Raw genomic sequence first — 16,255 nt, 5'->3', positions numbered from 1 at the left:
GTCTGCTGATCCGCTGGGAGAAGCGCCCGCGTTCCTATCAGACCTTGTTGTGCTTGGCTTGTGCGCTCATTTGCTTTCAACAATGTGATCGCGTTTCCTCCTTGTAGGTTTTCGGATAAGTTCTAAGGAGGATGTATGACCGATCCGGATGTCACTACACCACCGAAGCGACTGCATATTCTCGACAATGAGGAAATCGAGGCTCTCTATGGCAGACCTTGCTTTACCGGAGACGATCGCACGAACGTGTTTACACTGACCCTGCCGGAGAAAGACCTCCTCGCATCCTTTACACACATCCCTATTCAGCTGTATTTTCTCCTTCAACTGGGCTATTTCAAAGCCAAGCAGATGTTCTTCACCTTTACCTTTGATGATGTGATCGAGGACGTCACATACCTGCTTGAGCGTTATTTTCCCGAGACGCCACTGCCAGAACTGCGGATGCTCAATAAACGCACGATCCTCAAACAGCGGCAACGTATCCTGGAACTGTTCGGCTATCGCCTCTGCACGCCTACCGATCGACAGGACTTGTTTCTTCGTGCCCAACAAGCAGCACGAATCAGTAGCAAGCCAATCTATGTCTTGCGTGAACTCCTCCATTACCTCACCGAACATCGCCTTGTGAAGCCCGGCTATACGCTCCTCCAAGAAGAACTCGTCGGGAAGGCATTGACGGCAGAAGTGAAGCGCTTGGCGACCATGCTCTACACACTTTTGTCCTCTGAAGAGTGTGTGGCGCTTGACTCTCTCTTGACTTCCACCGACGAACTCTCTACGATCACCTTGTTGAAACGACAGCCAAAGGACTTCAGCTTAGGCGAAATGCGCCGCGAAATTGCCCGTGGTGAGCAGCTCGTCCAACTCTACACATTGACCAGACGGATCGTGCCGCAACTCAGCATTTCGAGTGAAGGCATCACGTATTATTCCTCGCTGATCTCCTACTATTCGGTGTTTCGGCTCAAGCAACTCGATACCTGGATCGTCTACCTCTACCTGCTGGTTACCAACTGCATCATTTTCTACAATATGACCCTCTTGTCGCAGTTGTGGGCACACAAAGAGGCCACTCAAGACATGACACACATCGCCCACATCGCCCACATCTCCCCGGTGGTCTGGCAACATGTTAATTTCTATGGTCGTTATGAGTTTACAAAAGCGTCCGAGCCCATCAATATGGAGGAGATCGTCGAAGCCTTAGCACACTACCCCATCCTATCAATGGTGGATGAAGAAGATGCCTAAGTGAAGCCGAGTGCACCGTTTCGGGGGGGTATGCAAAACCCCCAGAAAAAGAGGTGAAAAGCAGGTGCACCTGCTTTTCACCTCTTTTGTAGAGAACGAGCCTCACGGGCCTGGCCCATATTTAGAGCTTGACGACAACCTTGCCGTGGACATGACGGCTGGACTGAAACTCGGCTGCCGCGCGGATTTGTTCTATCGGGTAGGTCGCCGCAATGGGGACCTGGAGCTTGCCAGTAGCAACCAGTTCGGCAATGTATTCAAGGGTATCTGGGGCGGCATTGATTCCAGAAACTCCTATTACTCCCGGAATTTGAGCTGCGATAACGGAGATACGGTTGTCTGGAACGCCGAGCTTACGCGCGGCTTCTACCGTCTCCGATCCGTATAAATCGGTAGCTGCGGTAATTCCATCGGGGGCAAGGGCCTGTACTCGTTCGGCCAGGCCCGCGCCATAGGTCACCGGTTCGGCACCGAGGCCTCGTAAGTAGTCAAACGATGATGCGGAGCCGGTGCCGATGACGTTTGCCCCGGCCAAGCGGGCGAGTTGGATTGCGAAGATCCCCACCCCTCCGGCTGCCCCGCCAATCAGGATGGTGTCGCCCCGCTCAAGCTTGAGCACGGCCAGTGCTGCTGAAGCCGTCCTCGCCGCGATGCTGAGCGTCGAGGCGGTGATGTCATCAATACCGTCTGGTGTATGATGCACCCCATCGCCCAGAGATATAGATCCTTCAAGGCTGATAACCACATAGTCAGCGACGGACTGCGAGATGGCGCTGCCAAAGACGCGATCGCCGATGGCGAACCCGGTCACTCCGGTGCCGACCTCGTCCACTGTTCCCGCGTAGTCAGAGCCAAAACCGGTTGGCAGACTCAGACCGAACCTGGCGCCTGCCGTATCATTCGCAGTCATGATCCAATCCATCGGGTTCAAGCCAGCAGCAGCCACGCGGACCCGGATTTGTCCCGCGTGGGCATGCGGCTCAGCGACCTCACGCAGATCTAGTTTTTCAAGCCCACCGAACGAATCCATGATGACGGCTCTGCTTCTCTGTGGTGACATCTCATTTCTCCATTGCAAATCCGTTGTACATTTTTCTGCTGGTCAACGGCGATCCGCTCCTCCGGGGCGCCGTAACGGTGATATTGAATGCTCTGTATAAGGATTTCCTTCCTGTATTCAATCCGAAATTGGAGTGAGCATTCATTCCAAATACCAGACAAAAAAACGAGCGTTTAAAACTAACGTTTGATGGCATCCCAGCAGGCCGATGTCGCTTGCTCAAGAGTGCCCTGATCCAGGTGAATTTGCTGCCTCATGTGTGCTTCGACCAGCGCATTCGTCGCTCCCAAGAGCAACACTGACATCATGTCGAGCGGCATCGCTTTGAGCAGGTGCTGCTGTTGGGCGTCGATCATCACTTGATTGAAAGCCACGACCAGCGCTGGCATCTTCTCGCTTTTGGCCCGTTTCTGGATAAAAGGAATCTGCGCCAGTTGATTTGTGAGGAGAAATTCGCGCGGATGCTGAATGCTGTGCCGAACCAGGTTGTTGAGCAAGTATAAAACCCGGTCAACTATTGGCTGCGTTGCGTCATAGCCTTCCAGAACATGCAGGCTCATGTTGGCCTTTATCTCGCTGAACAGGCAAAACACGAGGTCTTCTTTGCTGGGGAAATAATTATAGATGGTCCCCATCCCAACCTGCGCCCGCTGCGCAATCTGGGACATGGCCACGTCCTGCAATCCCTGCTCGAAAATAAGATCGCGAGTCGCCAGAATGATCTGGTCACGTTTACTGCTCATCATACAGCCTGCTTTTCATTTGGAATGAACCCTCATTCCAAATATATGACACATTCAGTAACATGTCAAGAGTAATCCAGCAAATTCCAGGGCTTTCCAATTCTCCTAGCAGCTTGCCTTGTCAGATGACCTATTGTCATGTCTTAGCAGCCATTGACGCCAAGCGCCTCGATGAGATCCTGTCAGCATTTTTTCAGCGGTGGGAGGCAGGAAAAGCATCCAAACGGAATTTAACTGAACAAATCACAAACAGCTTTCATTGATCTGTATATCTGGTTAAAAAGGTCCTGGTAGCTTGACAGGTCCATGCCCGCGAATGTACAACTTATATAGGCTTCCTTTTTCATCGAGCGAACTATGGAAAAGCAATCTGCTATAGATACAATATATTTGGAATCAATATCCTTTCATCTTGAATTCCTTCCTCATCTCAATAGTTGTTCATCCTTGAAGATGGACGTGCCAGGGGCCAGTGGCGGTTTCATAAGACATACATCTACGCGTTGTACAGCAGGCTGTACAACGCATTTAAGTTACCAAAAGGAATAAAAACGTAAACGATTTTGTTGTCTAAAGGGTAGATAGGAGTGGTGAGAATGCGTCCATTAATTGGTATCCCATGTCGGGCGGCTTTCAGGAGTAATCATCCTGAAAAGCCCGTCTATTACAGTAATAAATCATATGTTCAGGCCGTCGAGAGTGCAGGTGGTGTGCCCGTGCTGATTCCTATGATGAAAGATCTTGAAAACCTGCATGCCTTGCTGGCCCGTTTGGATGGGCTATTGCTGTCTGGTGGTATCGATGTGCACCCCAGTTCATATCAAGAAGAGGTTGATGCAGCCCTGAGTGAGACTGATCCCGAACTTGATAAGCTGGAGCTTGTGCTGGCACGCTGGGCCTGGCAAGAGGATATCCCCACACTGGGTATCTGTCGGGGGATGCAATTGATCAATGTCTCACTGGGCGGAACTCTCTACCAGGATTTAGAAACAGGCTATCAAGACGGTTTGCAACACGCCAACTGGAGCTTGCCGCGCAACCAATTGATCCACAGCGTCAGTATTGACCCCAATAGTCAGATGCGTCAGGTGCTGGGTGTGGATAAAGTGATGGTCAATAGCCTGCACCATCAGGCTGTCAAAGAACTAGGAAAAGGTGTCCTGGCGAGCGGAAAGGCCGAAGATGGTATTGTAGAGCTGCTAGAGGTCCCTGGACGTACTTTTATGCTCGCAACCCAATGTCATCCCGAAGAATTATACCGTGACAACCCCGTCTGGCTGCATCTCTTCCGTAGTCTGGTCAAAGCCTGTGAAAAGAAATTAAGTGCTACTATCCCTACCGCTATGTCTGCCAGCGCCTGAGAATGCGTCAGGCTCCCATGCTCTCCACGATCTCTGTGCATGAGTTTTCGCACCTCGGTGCTCAAACATCTTTTTAGTGTGTGGTGTCGGAAAAGTTCGAAGAACTTTTCCGACACCACACACTAAAAAGGGCGCAGGCGCGCAAGCGCCTGCCAGCCAGGGAGCAGCAAGATCCCGCTGGTAAGGGAGTCTGCCAGCGCCTGAGATAAAAAAATCTTTATGGTTTCTGAATATAAACTGGTCCGATTTATCTCTTTATAAAAGCAGGGGTGGGAGAATTGAATGTTCTCCCACCCCTGCTTTTATGGTATGTCGGCCTTAATTTGCGAGTCTTTGTTGCCAGAGATTGTTGGGTTGACACCAGGTATTGGGATTGCGTGGCGTTGGAAAGTTTGCCTTGACATAGCCCTTACTGAAGATGTCATTATACGTTTTCCAGATGGCTGGGCCAATGGCATACGCGCCTTCACCGCCATTTTCTCGCACAGCAGTAATTGTAACCGCTGGCATCTGGTTCGGATCGTTTAGCGTGAAAGGTGCCTGGGTGATCATCCAGCCCTGGGCATGCTGACCCCCTCCGATCTCGCCTGTTCCAGTTTTGCCAGCAATGGAATAGTTGTAACCGAAGTTATCATCCAGGTGCCAGGCACTACCGCAGGTGGCAACCGCATCCATGGCCTGACGCACCTTGTAGGCGGTATCACTGCTCACGACGGTATTGAGTTGCTGGGGACTGCTAGAAGTGAGGACATTTTTCGAGTTATCGGTGATCTTGGAGACCAGCATCGGGCGCATGAGCACCCCATTATTGGCGACCGTATTGTCAACCAGTGACATTTGGAATGGTGTAATATTGTCCACGCCTTGTCCAAAGGCATTCGAGGCTAACTGAAGCGTGCTTAAAGGCGTTCCATCGGTAGTTTGCACATTACTTGTTTTGACCGGTAGATCAAAAGGGACTTGCTGATCAATATAGAGCTTCCTGGCATAATCTAACCAGGTTTGCTGCCCCATCTTGACGCCAATCTGGGCAAAGACGATATTGTCCGAGTTTGCGTAGGCATATTCCGTATTAATCGGGAAATACCTGGTGAAGCCTTGGTCTATGCCTAAATTATCGCCGATGATCTGACTTCCATCGTAATAGAGAGGCCCTGCAGCCGCTTTGCGATCCCAGCGGGTATCTAGTGTCGTAGCGCCGGAGTCCAGTGCACCCATTAAGGTGACGGTTTTGAAGGTGGAACCGGGTGTCGTGGTCTCAGTCAATGGTCGATCAAGCAAAGGGTTTGCTGGGTTAGCTATTAATGAATTATAGTAGCTTAAGTCTCCGGCACTTAAAGTTTGTACCATCTTGTTGGGATCGTAGCCGGGAGAGCTGACCATCGCCAGGATCTCTCCTGTATGTGGGTTAGAGATGACCATTGATCCTCGATCTGATGTATATGCTTGCTCAGTCGGAGTAATAAATGATTGGAAGTAAAAGGGATCGGTAGTGGGATGGTAATCGTTAAATTCCTGTACAGCCAGGCGTTGAATGCGCGAGTCAATCGTCAGATAGATATCATTACCAACCGCTGATTTATGGAGGATTTTATTGACTTCGTTGGTTAAGGCAGAGCTACCAGTTTTTCCACTCAGGACATCATTATATTGCTTTTCAATGCCATCGAACATGCTATATCCAGGCACATAGTAGCCAATAATATTAGCCAGTGAGGGCTCGGTGTACTTACGAATATAGCCACCGCTGCAGCCCATACTGGCGGGAGCTGGCACTGATTCGGCTAGCAGCACGCCGTTGCGGTCAAAGATGCGTCCGCGCACAGGATTATTCTCTGCGAGACAGCGGCGTGGATTGTGAATAGTTGAGGTGACATTATCTGCATTGACGACCTGCCAGTAGACCAGTCCACCGCTGAGCCCGACGAACAGAATCACAAAGACATAGGTTAATTTACGTATACTTGTGCTTATATTCATGAGACACCCTTTATTTTATTACCCGCGATACTTGCTAATAGGTATTTCATGAAAAAGTGTATCATTAGGCCTCAGCATTGGCAAGTAGGAATCTGATTTTTCCCTTGTTGTCCTATGCTATTGGGACTTTCGCTATTTTCTTAACCAGCGATGTTGCGCTACGAATGAGACCAGTAGCAGAACATCGAAATGGTATCATCCATGCCGATATTGTCAAGCTTTTTCGCCTTATATGCATTATTTGTCGTGTTCATAATAAGTGTTTTTTGTTCACTTATATATGCCTCAGATTAAATGGGCACAAGGGTATATTGGTTCAACCTGAGTCTATTATCCTTTGGCACTTCTTGAGAAAAAGCCTGCTCTCGCGAGAAGGGCCTTTAATTTTTTATCTTTACAGGCATGTACAAACTCTCAGGTTGCCTCTACTCAATAATAACATAAAAACAGAATTTATTTACATTCGTTTTAGCGTGTTTGCCATAAGCCGGTGTTCAGGCAGTAAGGGTCGGATGTGAGCGGCGTGGGGAGCTGCGCTTTGACATAGCCTTTCGCGAAGATGTCGTTATACATTTTCCAGATGGCTGGTCCAACCGCATAGGCACCTTCGCCGCCATTCTCGCGCATCGCCACAATCGACAGATTGGGCATTTGATCCTCATCGGTGGTCTGGAGCGTGAACGGAGCCTGCGTGATCATCCAGCCGTGGGCGACCTGTGTTCCGCCGAGCTGTGCAGTCCCCGTTTTGCCCGCGATAGAGGACTGATAGCCGAAGTTTTGTCCCAGATGCCAGCCACTGCCACAGGTCGTGACGGCGGACAACGCCTTACGTACCTGAAAGGCTGCATCCTTGCTTATGACGGTATTTAATTGTTGGGGTGTATAGGTTTGAAGGAGATTGTTATTGTTGTCTGTGACCTTTGACAGCAGCATCGGACGCATCATGACGCCGTTATTGGCGACAGTATTATCGATCAGGGACATTTGCAAAGGTGTTACGCTATCCACGCCCTGTCCATAGGCATTGGAGGCCAGTTGCAGTGTTGAAAGTGGGGTACCATCACTATTTTCGACGCTACTTTTGGCAACCGGGAGATCAAATGGAATGGTCTGCCCAAGATACATTTTCTTCGCATAGTCTAACCAGGAGTTGAGACCCAGACTGACACCAATCTGGGCGAAGACAATATTGTCGGAGTTGGCATAGGCAAACTCGGTTGAGATAGGGAAGTGGAAGACAAACTCGCCGTAGCCAAGATTATCCCCGAAAATTTGGCGCCCATCATAGACCAGAGGGCCCATGGCGCCTTTTTTATCCCAGGGATGATCGAGGGTTGTGGTGCCAGCATCAAGTGCAGCCATCAATGTGACGGTTTTAAAGATGGAACCCGGCACATAGGTTTCCTGTAGTGGGCGATTCAGCAAGGGATGGGTAGGATCTTGATTCATCTGATTATAATAGCTGAGATCATTATGGGTAAGTGTTTGGACCATGCGATTAGGATCGTAGCCCGGTGAACTGACCATAGCGAGCATTTCACCGGTCTGGGGATCGCTAATGACGACGGAGCCGCGATTGGATGGGGCATTGAGATTCTTGCTATAAATTTGGAAGTAGAATGGATCAGTTTCGGGATGGTAATCGTTGAATTCCTGGACGGCCAGGCGTTGAATGCGGACATCAATGGTCAGATAGATGTCATTGCCTACCAGTGCTTGATGGAGCACTTTGTTGATCTCATTGCCCAGGGCGGTTCTTCCATTTGCACCGTTGAGGACATCATTATACTGACCTTCGATGCCGGGCGTGTAATAACCGGGCACATAATAGCCAATGATGTTGGCTAGAGAGGATTCAGTATATTTACGAATATAGCCACCACAGACGTTTTGATCGGGCACCGATTCTGCTAGCAGTACACCGTTGCGATCAAAGATACGCCCTCGCTGAGGTGTGTTGTCAGCAAGGCAGCGACGTGGATTGTGAATGGTTGAGGTCACATTATCCGATTGAATGACTTGCCAGTAGACCAATCCACCGCTCAGGGCTATAAAAAGGATCACAAATAGATAATTTAATTTGCGTATACTGCTACTGATATGCATGGCAGCTAACCTCTACCGTAGTATTTTTAATCATGCCCCACATGGATCGCTCTAAATATATACTTCCCCTCTTGAGAGGGGTATTACTCTTATTTTACGTACGAATATAGTTTCAAGTTGTTTCACTACCAGAAGTACTGGAATGATCAGGGATGGCTGACTATGCTGTGAATTTTTGTGGGCTTATAATAGCCATAGAGGGATCTTGGGTATGCTGTGCTTGTGATCGAAAGGTGTTGTTATGCGATCCGTATCTCCTTTACCTGTGGGCAAACTATCCCGTGCGGTGTTTACTGTAATGCTGGTTGCCGTGCTGGCGACAGTGCTTTTGTTTGCAGACAACACTATCTATCATGCGGCCCTACCGGCTAATCCCAAGGGGATGATACATCTGATCAATGATTGGACGATTACTCCGGCAGGCAGCCAGACGGTATTAGGAGATTTACCTTTAAACGCTATTTTATCTCCCGATGGGCGTTATTTGCTGGTTGCCAATGGTGGTGCCGGCCTACAATCACTTCAACTCATCGCGACAAGCGATCACACAGTTGTGCAGTCAATACCCTATACGGCCCCACACAGTGTTTTTGTGGGTCTGGCTTATAGCCCTGATGGCAAACAGGTGTATGCCGCTGGTGGTGGCGAAGATGTGATCCATACCTTTACGGTCGCCTCGAATGGACATTTACAGGTGTTGGACGATATTTCATTGCATCCAGCGCATAGACGTGCCTTCCCGACCGGTATCAGTCTTAGTCCCGATGGCAAACGTTTATATGTGGCAAACAATCTGACAAACACACTGTCGGTGATCGATACCGCTACAGAGGATGTCCTGGCAACGATACAGGTGGGCAACTATCCCTATATGACGCTGGTCAGTAAGGATGGACAGAGGATCTATGTCAGCAATTGGGGTGACGCATCGCTAGCGGTGATTGATGCGGCGAGTGGGCAGGTGCGTACCACGATTCCTGTCGGTGAGCATCCCACGGCCCTGGTTTTAAGTCCTGATGCCCATTATCTCTATGTAACTGATGCGGATAGCGATGCGATCTCGGTTGTGGACACTGCAAGCGAGCGAGAAGTTGGCAGGATCTCTGTGGCACCTTATGCGCACGCGCCCTTGAGCAGTAGTCCGCAGGGGCTGGCACTGAGTGCGGATGGGAAGAGCCTCTATGTCGCGAATGCCGGGAATAATGAGATTGTTGTGATCAAGCTAGCAGGAGCGAGTGGCGAGATTCAGGGACGGATACCTACCGCATGGTATCCCACAGCGGTCAGCGTTAATGCCGCCAATACGATGCTCTATGTGACCAATGGTAAAGGCTTAGGAGCCGGTCCTAATGACAAGCCAACCTCAGCCAGTCCTGTGCGTACTATTACATCGCCTGTGCAGCGAGCGACCAGCGGCTATCGGGATGGTTATTGTCACTGTTCCTTTGATGGCTTTGTAGGAAGCATGATCAAAGGGCTGTTGACCACGCTGGAGGTGCCCGGTCAGCAACGTTTACAGCTCTATACCCAGCAAGTGGCGCGCAATGATCGTAAGGCTACCGCAGCGCTCAATCAGCGCGATCCCGGCAATCCTATCCCTATTCCTGGCGGAAAATCGCCGCTCAAGCATGTTATTTACATCATCAAGGAAAATCGCACCTATGATCAGGTATTGGGCGATGAGAAGAAAGGGAATGGCGATGCCGATCTGACCCTTTTCCCACGTGCTAATACGCCCAATCTGCATGCCTTGAGCGAACGATTTGGCCTGCTGGACAACTTCTATGCCGATGCCGAGGTCAGCGCCGATGGACATAACTGGACCGATGCATCCAACGCGAACGACTATGTAGAGAAGATGTGGCCGCAGAACTATTCACCGTCGCCTGGACGGCACCGTCCTAATGATTTTGCCGGTGCAAACGCCATCAGCCTTTCGCCCGGTGGCTATCTCTGGGACGCCGCCGCCGAAGCCAACCTCAGCTATCGGGATTATGGCGAGTTCTACCAATTGCATGTACCTGAGCCACCGTCTTTGTTGCCTGCTCAGCAAGAGTCGCAATGTGCCGGTCCGGTCGCCCACAGCTATCTCGGTACCGCTATTCCAGAGGGCCAGATCCTCTGTTTTGCGCCAATGACGCTTAATACGCAGGTATCGCCGCATCTCGCCAATCATTATGATCCCAGATACAAACCGTTTGATCTCAATTATAGTGATCTGGATCGCGTTGAGGAATGGAAGCGTGAATTCAAGCAATTTGTAGCCCAGAATACATTGCCACAACTCGAAATCATCTGGCTCCCAAACGATCATACGCGGGGCACCGCCGCAGGCAAACTGACGCCTCAATCCTATCTGGCGCAGAACGATGAAGCGGTAGGACAGCTTGTGGATACCGTCAGCCATAGCAAGGATTGGGCCACGACCGCCATCTTTATCACCGAGGATGATGCGCAGAATGGTCCCGATCATGTCGATGCGCACCGCACCGATAGTCTGGTCATCAGCCCTTATACACAACGCACCCAGGTATACGTCGACCATACCCTCTATGATACCTCCGCCATGATACGCACCATAGAATTGATCCTGGGATTGCGTCCCCTGAGCCAGTATGACGCCAATGCAATCCCTCTATGGCGTCTCTTTCACAGGGAAGCAGTCCTGAGTTCTTATACGCTCCAGCCAGCGCAGGTCTCGCTGACCGAACGCAATACGCCTAATAGCTATGGGGCAGCCGCAACGGGACAAATGGACTTTGCAGACGAAGATCAGATCCCCATGGATCAACTCAACCAGATCCTCTGGCACGCCATCAAAGGAGCCCACATCCCCTATCCAGGCACAAATGGTAAGGCAGGAAAGAGTGGGAAAGCCAACAGCAATGATCCAGATGGCTAATCCCCAAAAAGATAGGTACTTATACGTTCTCAAGAACTTAGACAAATGGAGACAGGCTCCATTTGAGGTCTTGTTCCTGGTGCATGTATTATTGGATCCTATTCTGGACACGCCAGCGCCGCCTCAAGAGGAGCAGGAAATAGATACCGGGACCGATGAGCATTACGGCCAGTAATCCATATGCACCTACAGTTACGATTATACCAGAAAGTGTGATTTCTTGCGCATTCAGTGGTGCCAACGGAGGATAGACGCCTGTGATGACAAAGTGTGGACTGCCACCGACTGCGAATGTGGTAATGGTTTGTTTGCCAGGGAGATCGAGCATGCTGACCTGCCCGTTTTTCCGGGTCACAAAGCCCAACTGTCCATCATTGGTGATCGCTACCGAGGTGGGTGGACTGTCAAAGTGGATGCTACGCAAGGGTTCGTGTGGTGTTGCATAGCCCAGGGTGACCGGCGCAAGTATCTCTAACGTGTCGTCTTGCGGATCGGGCACATAGATCTCGCTTGTCAACTCATCGAAATCCATTGAACCATAGTTGCTGCTCTTCATGATACTCACGGTCTGTGCGCTGAGCAGGTCAAGCGCATAGATTGGTCCCTGTTTCGTCGTCACATAGGCAGTTTTGCCAGGAGGGATGGTAATCGCCCGGGCCTCTTCTGGTAATCTGATGCTGGCGATAAGCTGTCCAGTCCGGGTATTGAAGGCGGCAAGTCCGAGCGGCGTGGTTGCCCAGAGCCGGGTATCGTTGCCTTCGGGGAGATTGGTGCCTGCAAAGGCGAGCGCGATCCCGTTAATCGATGTTGACGCGTGCAGGATGTGTTGGATTTTACAATTGGTGGCATTCAGAACCGTAATCATATCCGTATGATTACCTGCGACATAGAGGACGGTGTTGATAGGATCAAGGGCCAGAAATGCTGGCTGACCGCTTAGAGGAACGCTACAGATCAGATTGCCCGTATTGGCGGCAAGAATTGCGACACGTCCCAATTGTGGTTGGCTTACATATAAATAGCGACCATCGATACTTAAGAGAAGCGAGTAGACATCACCCGTTGTAGCAATGGTGCGAGTAACTTTTTGCTGCGTGACATCGATGACACTAATGTCAGCACTTGTACCCGCCACATAGGCCAGATTGGGAGCGCCGCCATCAGCCCATACAGGCACAGTGCCCGTGGAGAAAAGAAGACACAGGAGGAGCGGAATACTGGACCAGAGCCAGCGTCGCCTGCCTGGTGCTGAAGCATTCGATGTTTGTCGCATATGCAATTATCTCTTTACTATTGTGCTCAATCTTTTTGTGGAGTCGTATCCTTTTCAGTATAGGATCAATCCCAAAATTGCAGCGACCTGTCTCTGGCTCCTAACTTTATTGTCTATCTTATGAGCTTTCTTATCTTACGCTGGGCATCTTCTGGGTTGGTCAACAAACACAATTAGACAAATTGATGCATAGCAACCGCGATTTTGCCTGGCTTCATCTGGCATTTCTGCTGGCAGTAACGCTCGTACCTTTTTCGACGGCATTCCTCGCCAGATATATTCAGTATCATGTTGCCGTCATCATCTATTGGCTAACTATTGTTTTGCTTGGAATGGTGCTACTGATGAGCTGGCGCTATGCGAGACATGCCAGACTGGTGAAGGACGAGATGACCGCCGATGCGCATGCGGCAATTGAAAAAGAAGGCATAGCTCTGGAAAGATGAGTATAGAAAAGGCGAGGCCCCGATCTATCAGGGATCGGGATCTCGCCTGAAGGAAAATCATGTGTACGCGTTACAGATATCAGACTTCGACTACGATGGATCAACGTTACATTTGACGCTGCTGTTTAATAGGTTGCGGTGAATGCTACATCATCTACATAGAAGTTAGAGCTTTGCGAAGAGTCGGTGGTACCACCGAAGTAGACCTGGACTTGCTTGCCTTTGTAGCTTGAAAGTGCTGATGTGACATCAAAGGTATATTGGGTCCAACCCTGGGCATTGGCATTGCATTGCTTTTGCGGTGTCGAGATGGTGGTGCCAGTGCTCGTTCGCAAGCGTGCATAGAAGTAGTCGTAACAGGTGCTACCGCTTTCGTTGGTCGTGATGTTAAGCCAGTAGCTGAGCGTGACTTTGGTGGTCGTGGATGGCAATGTGACGGTCTGATAGAGCGCGTCGCTGCAAGAGTCGTAGCCACAGAAATAGGCACTGTCGCTGCCACTATGTGGATTGCTGGAATCTACGATTTCATAGCCGCCGCTTGATGTCTCTGTCCACGATGTTGAACCACTTTCAAAGCCCGGATTGGTGAGCAATTGAGTGGTACTACCACCACCACCACCACCACCGCCACCACCGCTGCTGCTGCCGCCCAGATCACGGGCGAGGTTCCAGGCGTCCGGTGTGCCGATACCGGTAGCCAGGTCATAGCCTGTGGTAGCTGAGTAGTACAGGTTGTTGCCGCTGGTGACATCATGATAGGCGCTATAGGTCTGGCTGGTATTGTAGAGTTTGTACAGGCTGGCACTGGCACTTCCCAATACTGGCTTGCTTAGCCCTGCCAGATATTGGTTGGTATCTCCGGCGATACCTGCCCAGAGTGGAGCGGCCGCGCTGGTGCCACCGACTGAGAGCCAGCCAGAGCAGCTTGCAGCTGAGACTGTACAGTAGACGGAGTAGCCAGTGGCTGGATCGGCGTCTGCCGAGACATCAGGTACCATACGGTGCGCGTTAGTAAGGTTTGTGCCGCTCTGGTAGCTGGGTCGAGTGAAGTAGCTACTTACACCACCACCGCCGCCACCGTTGGAATTGCCCCAGGTTGATTCGCTTCCGTAAGTACCACCACTGCCTACTGACAGGTTGGTACCACCGACTCCTACTACATAAGGATCGTCCGCCGGGGAATCTACACCCAGAGAACTTCCACCGCAGTCATAGGCACCTGAGTCACCCGCTGCTGCGAAGAATGCCTGGCCCTGAGCGGCACCCTGTGCAAAGATCGCATCCAATGCGCTCAGTTCAGAGTTGCCCGAATTGGCTTCGCATTCGCCCCAGCTGATGCTGGTGACTTTTGCCAGATTATCCGTTACGATTTTGTTGTAGGTGTCATTGACGCCACTCGATGAATTGGGGCCAATATAGATTTTTTGTGTGGCCGACGGGGATATGGCGGAGATGACCTCCATATCCAATTCCACTTCAATCGCACCCGCACCGGCTGTATTGCTTGCTCCATCAACCAGTACATTGGAGTATTTCGCGGAACCCAGGCCGTAATTGCTCAGATAGGTGTTGACGTCGGATGATTGGTAGCCATCCAGCTCAAAAATGGCGGTTGTTTGTCCAGAGCCGGTATCGCCATTGCTGATCAACGAATTGACATCATAAGCAGTACGTAGCTCGCTCGGCGTATAGCCACCTCCTGGGCCGGTATGAGGAATGTTTTTGATCTGTGTCCCGGCATGGCGGTATTGTGCCACGTTATCCAGACCACTGATATTTACTATCGCATTCCCGATGCTGGCAGGTACAGATGGATCACTGGTTGGCGAGTAAACATGACGACCGTTGAGATTGTAATCATCAATGGTTACACCAAAGGCTTGTTCGACATTTGCTACAGTGCCAGAGGCATCTACCAGTAGGCGGTTTGATGAGACAGAACTGACATGGATGTTCTGACTGCGCAAATACGCGACAACGCTGTCCACCGTTTGCTGTGTGGGACTAAACTCGGCACTAAATTCCTGTGGCGTCAAATAATGATGGTAAGACGCTGAGGTAGGATCGTTTTGGGCCGCAATCAATGCTGTTAAAGCAGCGCGGTTGCGTAAATTCAAGCTGATGGATAGTTGCAGACCGTTGCCTTTGGCGGTGGCACGCTGTGGTGTATAGTGCTTGAGTACAGGCGCTACATGACCGGGAAGCGTTTGACGACCAGTCGGCGCGGCATGCGATGCCGCAAAGGTAAGTGCGGTCCCTTGCAATGTCACAGATGCCACTAGCGCGAGGAGCATGGCGCACGCAGTCACTGTGAAATGCGTGTGCCATTTTTGAGGCAAAATCCTTTTCACGAATCCTCCAAAGTGGGAAAACCACCAGTAGAGACAAGAAATCACGCATCCTTGCGCTATGCACACTATTAATTATTTTGAACCAAGGATAGACAAACGCCATTGTTTTACGTTTCATTCCTGTCTCATCCTATAATAGCTAAGTATACTGAGCTGCACTTACATCATCCTTAGCTGTTGATTCTAGCTTTTCGAGCATAGAAAAGACGCTCTATATACCGCTTTTAGATGCGAGAAGCCCTATTTTTATTGAAGCTTATAAAATCCTTACATAAGAAAATGAGTAAGACAAATATCATATATAAGATGATCTTCAATTATTTAAAGATGGGTGAACTATCTTATATGGAATTTCTATAGTCGGGGCCACTCTTCACGGGTGGAGGGCCACGAACCTCTCGCACCTGGCTCCTCTTCCAGCCTGCTCTGGCGCGTGTTTGAGGCGAGATGGGCGGTTTTCTCCACCCGTGAAGGGTGGCTCCTACGGGATGGGAAGGTTTTCTCCACCCGTGAAGGGCAATACCGCTTAAATAACGAGAAAAGGAAGTTTCTTTCTGGCATAATAAAAAAAACGTTACATAGATCCAGAAAGAAAATTCCTTATGCCTTTTAGAATAACGTATCTTCCTGATGATGACAAGCTTTGCCATCACATTGGGTGCCCCTCAGATTTTCGCAAAGAGATATTCAGGTCAAAAAAAAGATGGTAGAATGAAGCCAACGAAAACGAGAAGAGAAAGTGGCTCAATCAATGAATGAAGAAGAGTGGTTGCAAAAAA

9 protein-coding genes and 1 pseudogene are annotated in these 16,255 nt (G+C 50.2%); 4 read left to right on the top strand and 6 right to left on the bottom strand.

Going from position 1 to position 16,255, the window contains the following annotated elements:
• Positions 1-135 precede the first annotated feature (135 nt).
• Positions 136-1,254: a DUF4158 domain-containing protein gene (locus F1593_RS24935; RefSeq protein ID WP_149404270.1), complete on the top strand. Its 1,119-nt coding sequence runs from the start codon at positions 136-138 to the stop codon at positions 1,252-1,254.
• 121 nt (positions 1,255-1,375) lie between these two features.
• Here F1593_RS24935 and F1593_RS24930 read toward each other — a convergent pair whose 3' ends face one another.
• Both F1593_RS24930 and F1593_RS24925 read right to left on the bottom strand, forming a co-directional pair.
• The gene (locus tag F1593_RS24930) at positions 1,376-2,314 is read right to left on the bottom strand and encodes an NADP-dependent oxidoreductase (RefSeq protein WP_149404269.1); all 939 of its coding nucleotides are present in this window, start codon (positions 2,312-2,314) and stop codon (positions 1,376-1,378) included.
• Positions 2,315-2,493: 179 nt separating this feature from the next.
• Positions 2,494-3,060, bottom strand: coding sequence for a TetR/AcrR family transcriptional regulator (locus F1593_RS24925; protein WP_149404268.1), 567 nt, complete (start codon positions 3,058-3,060; stop codon positions 2,494-2,496).
• Between the two features lie 593 nt (positions 3,061-3,653).
• Between F1593_RS24925 and F1593_RS24920 the strand changes: the two genes are divergently transcribed.
• Positions 3,654-4,418 (top strand): gamma-glutamyl-gamma-aminobutyrate hydrolase family protein, encoded by a 765-nt coding sequence (locus tag F1593_RS24920; protein ID WP_149404267.1) that lies wholly within the window; start codon positions 3,654-3,656, stop codon positions 4,416-4,418.
• Positions 4,419-4,736: 318 nt separating this feature from the next.
• Here F1593_RS24920 and F1593_RS24915 read toward each other — a convergent pair whose 3' ends face one another.
• Together F1593_RS24915 and F1593_RS24910 are read right to left on the bottom strand one after the other, a co-directional pair.
• The gene (locus tag F1593_RS24915) at positions 4,737-6,398 is read right to left on the bottom strand and encodes a peptidoglycan D,D-transpeptidase FtsI family protein (protein WP_149404266.1); all 1,662 of its coding nucleotides are present in this window, start codon (positions 6,396-6,398) and stop codon (positions 4,737-4,739) included.
• Between the two features lie 468 nt (positions 6,399-6,866).
• Positions 6,867-8,504, bottom strand: coding sequence for a peptidoglycan D,D-transpeptidase FtsI family protein (locus tag F1593_RS24910; RefSeq protein ID WP_149404265.1), 1,638 nt, complete (start codon positions 8,502-8,504; stop codon positions 6,867-6,869).
• A 241-nt stretch (positions 8,505-8,745) separates the two neighbouring features.
• Between F1593_RS24910 and F1593_RS24905 the strand changes: the two genes are divergently transcribed.
• Positions 8,746-11,406 carry a bifunctional YncE family protein/alkaline phosphatase family protein gene (locus tag F1593_RS24905; protein WP_149404264.1) on the top strand — a complete coding sequence of 887 codons (2,661 nt, stop codon included), beginning with the start codon at positions 8,746-8,748 and terminating at the stop codon, positions 11,404-11,406.
• A gap of 88 nt (positions 11,407-11,494) precedes the next feature.
• Here F1593_RS24905 and F1593_RS24900 read toward each other — a convergent pair whose 3' ends face one another.
• A complete protein-coding gene (locus F1593_RS24900) occupies positions 11,495-12,679 on the bottom strand; it encodes a YncE family protein (RefSeq protein ID WP_149404263.1) in 1,185 nt (394 codons plus the stop codon).
• A gap of 125 nt (positions 12,680-12,804) precedes the next feature.
• On the opposite strand from F1593_RS24900, the pseudogene F1593_RS24895 reads away from it, so the two are divergent.
• Positions 12,805-13,125 (top strand): annotated as a pseudogene (locus F1593_RS24895) (TMEM175 family protein); the annotation flags it as partial.
• A gap of 125 nt (positions 13,126-13,250) precedes the next feature.
• Here the strand turns inward: F1593_RS24895 and F1593_RS24890 are convergent.
• On the bottom strand, positions 13,251-15,464 hold the full coding sequence (locus F1593_RS24890) for a S53 family peptidase (RefSeq protein ID WP_235932695.1): 2,214 nt from the start codon (positions 15,462-15,464) through the stop codon (positions 13,251-13,253).
• Positions 15,465-16,255 lie beyond the last annotated feature (791 nt).

Source organism: Dictyobacter arantiisoli (assembly GCF_008326305.1).
In the GTDB taxonomy this organism is placed as follows: Bacteria; Chloroflexota; Ktedonobacteria; order Ktedonobacterales; family Ktedonobacteraceae; genus Dictyobacter; species Dictyobacter arantiisoli.
Note: the sequence above shows the minus strand (reverse complement) of the source record. Positions and strands in the feature narration are given on the sequence as shown.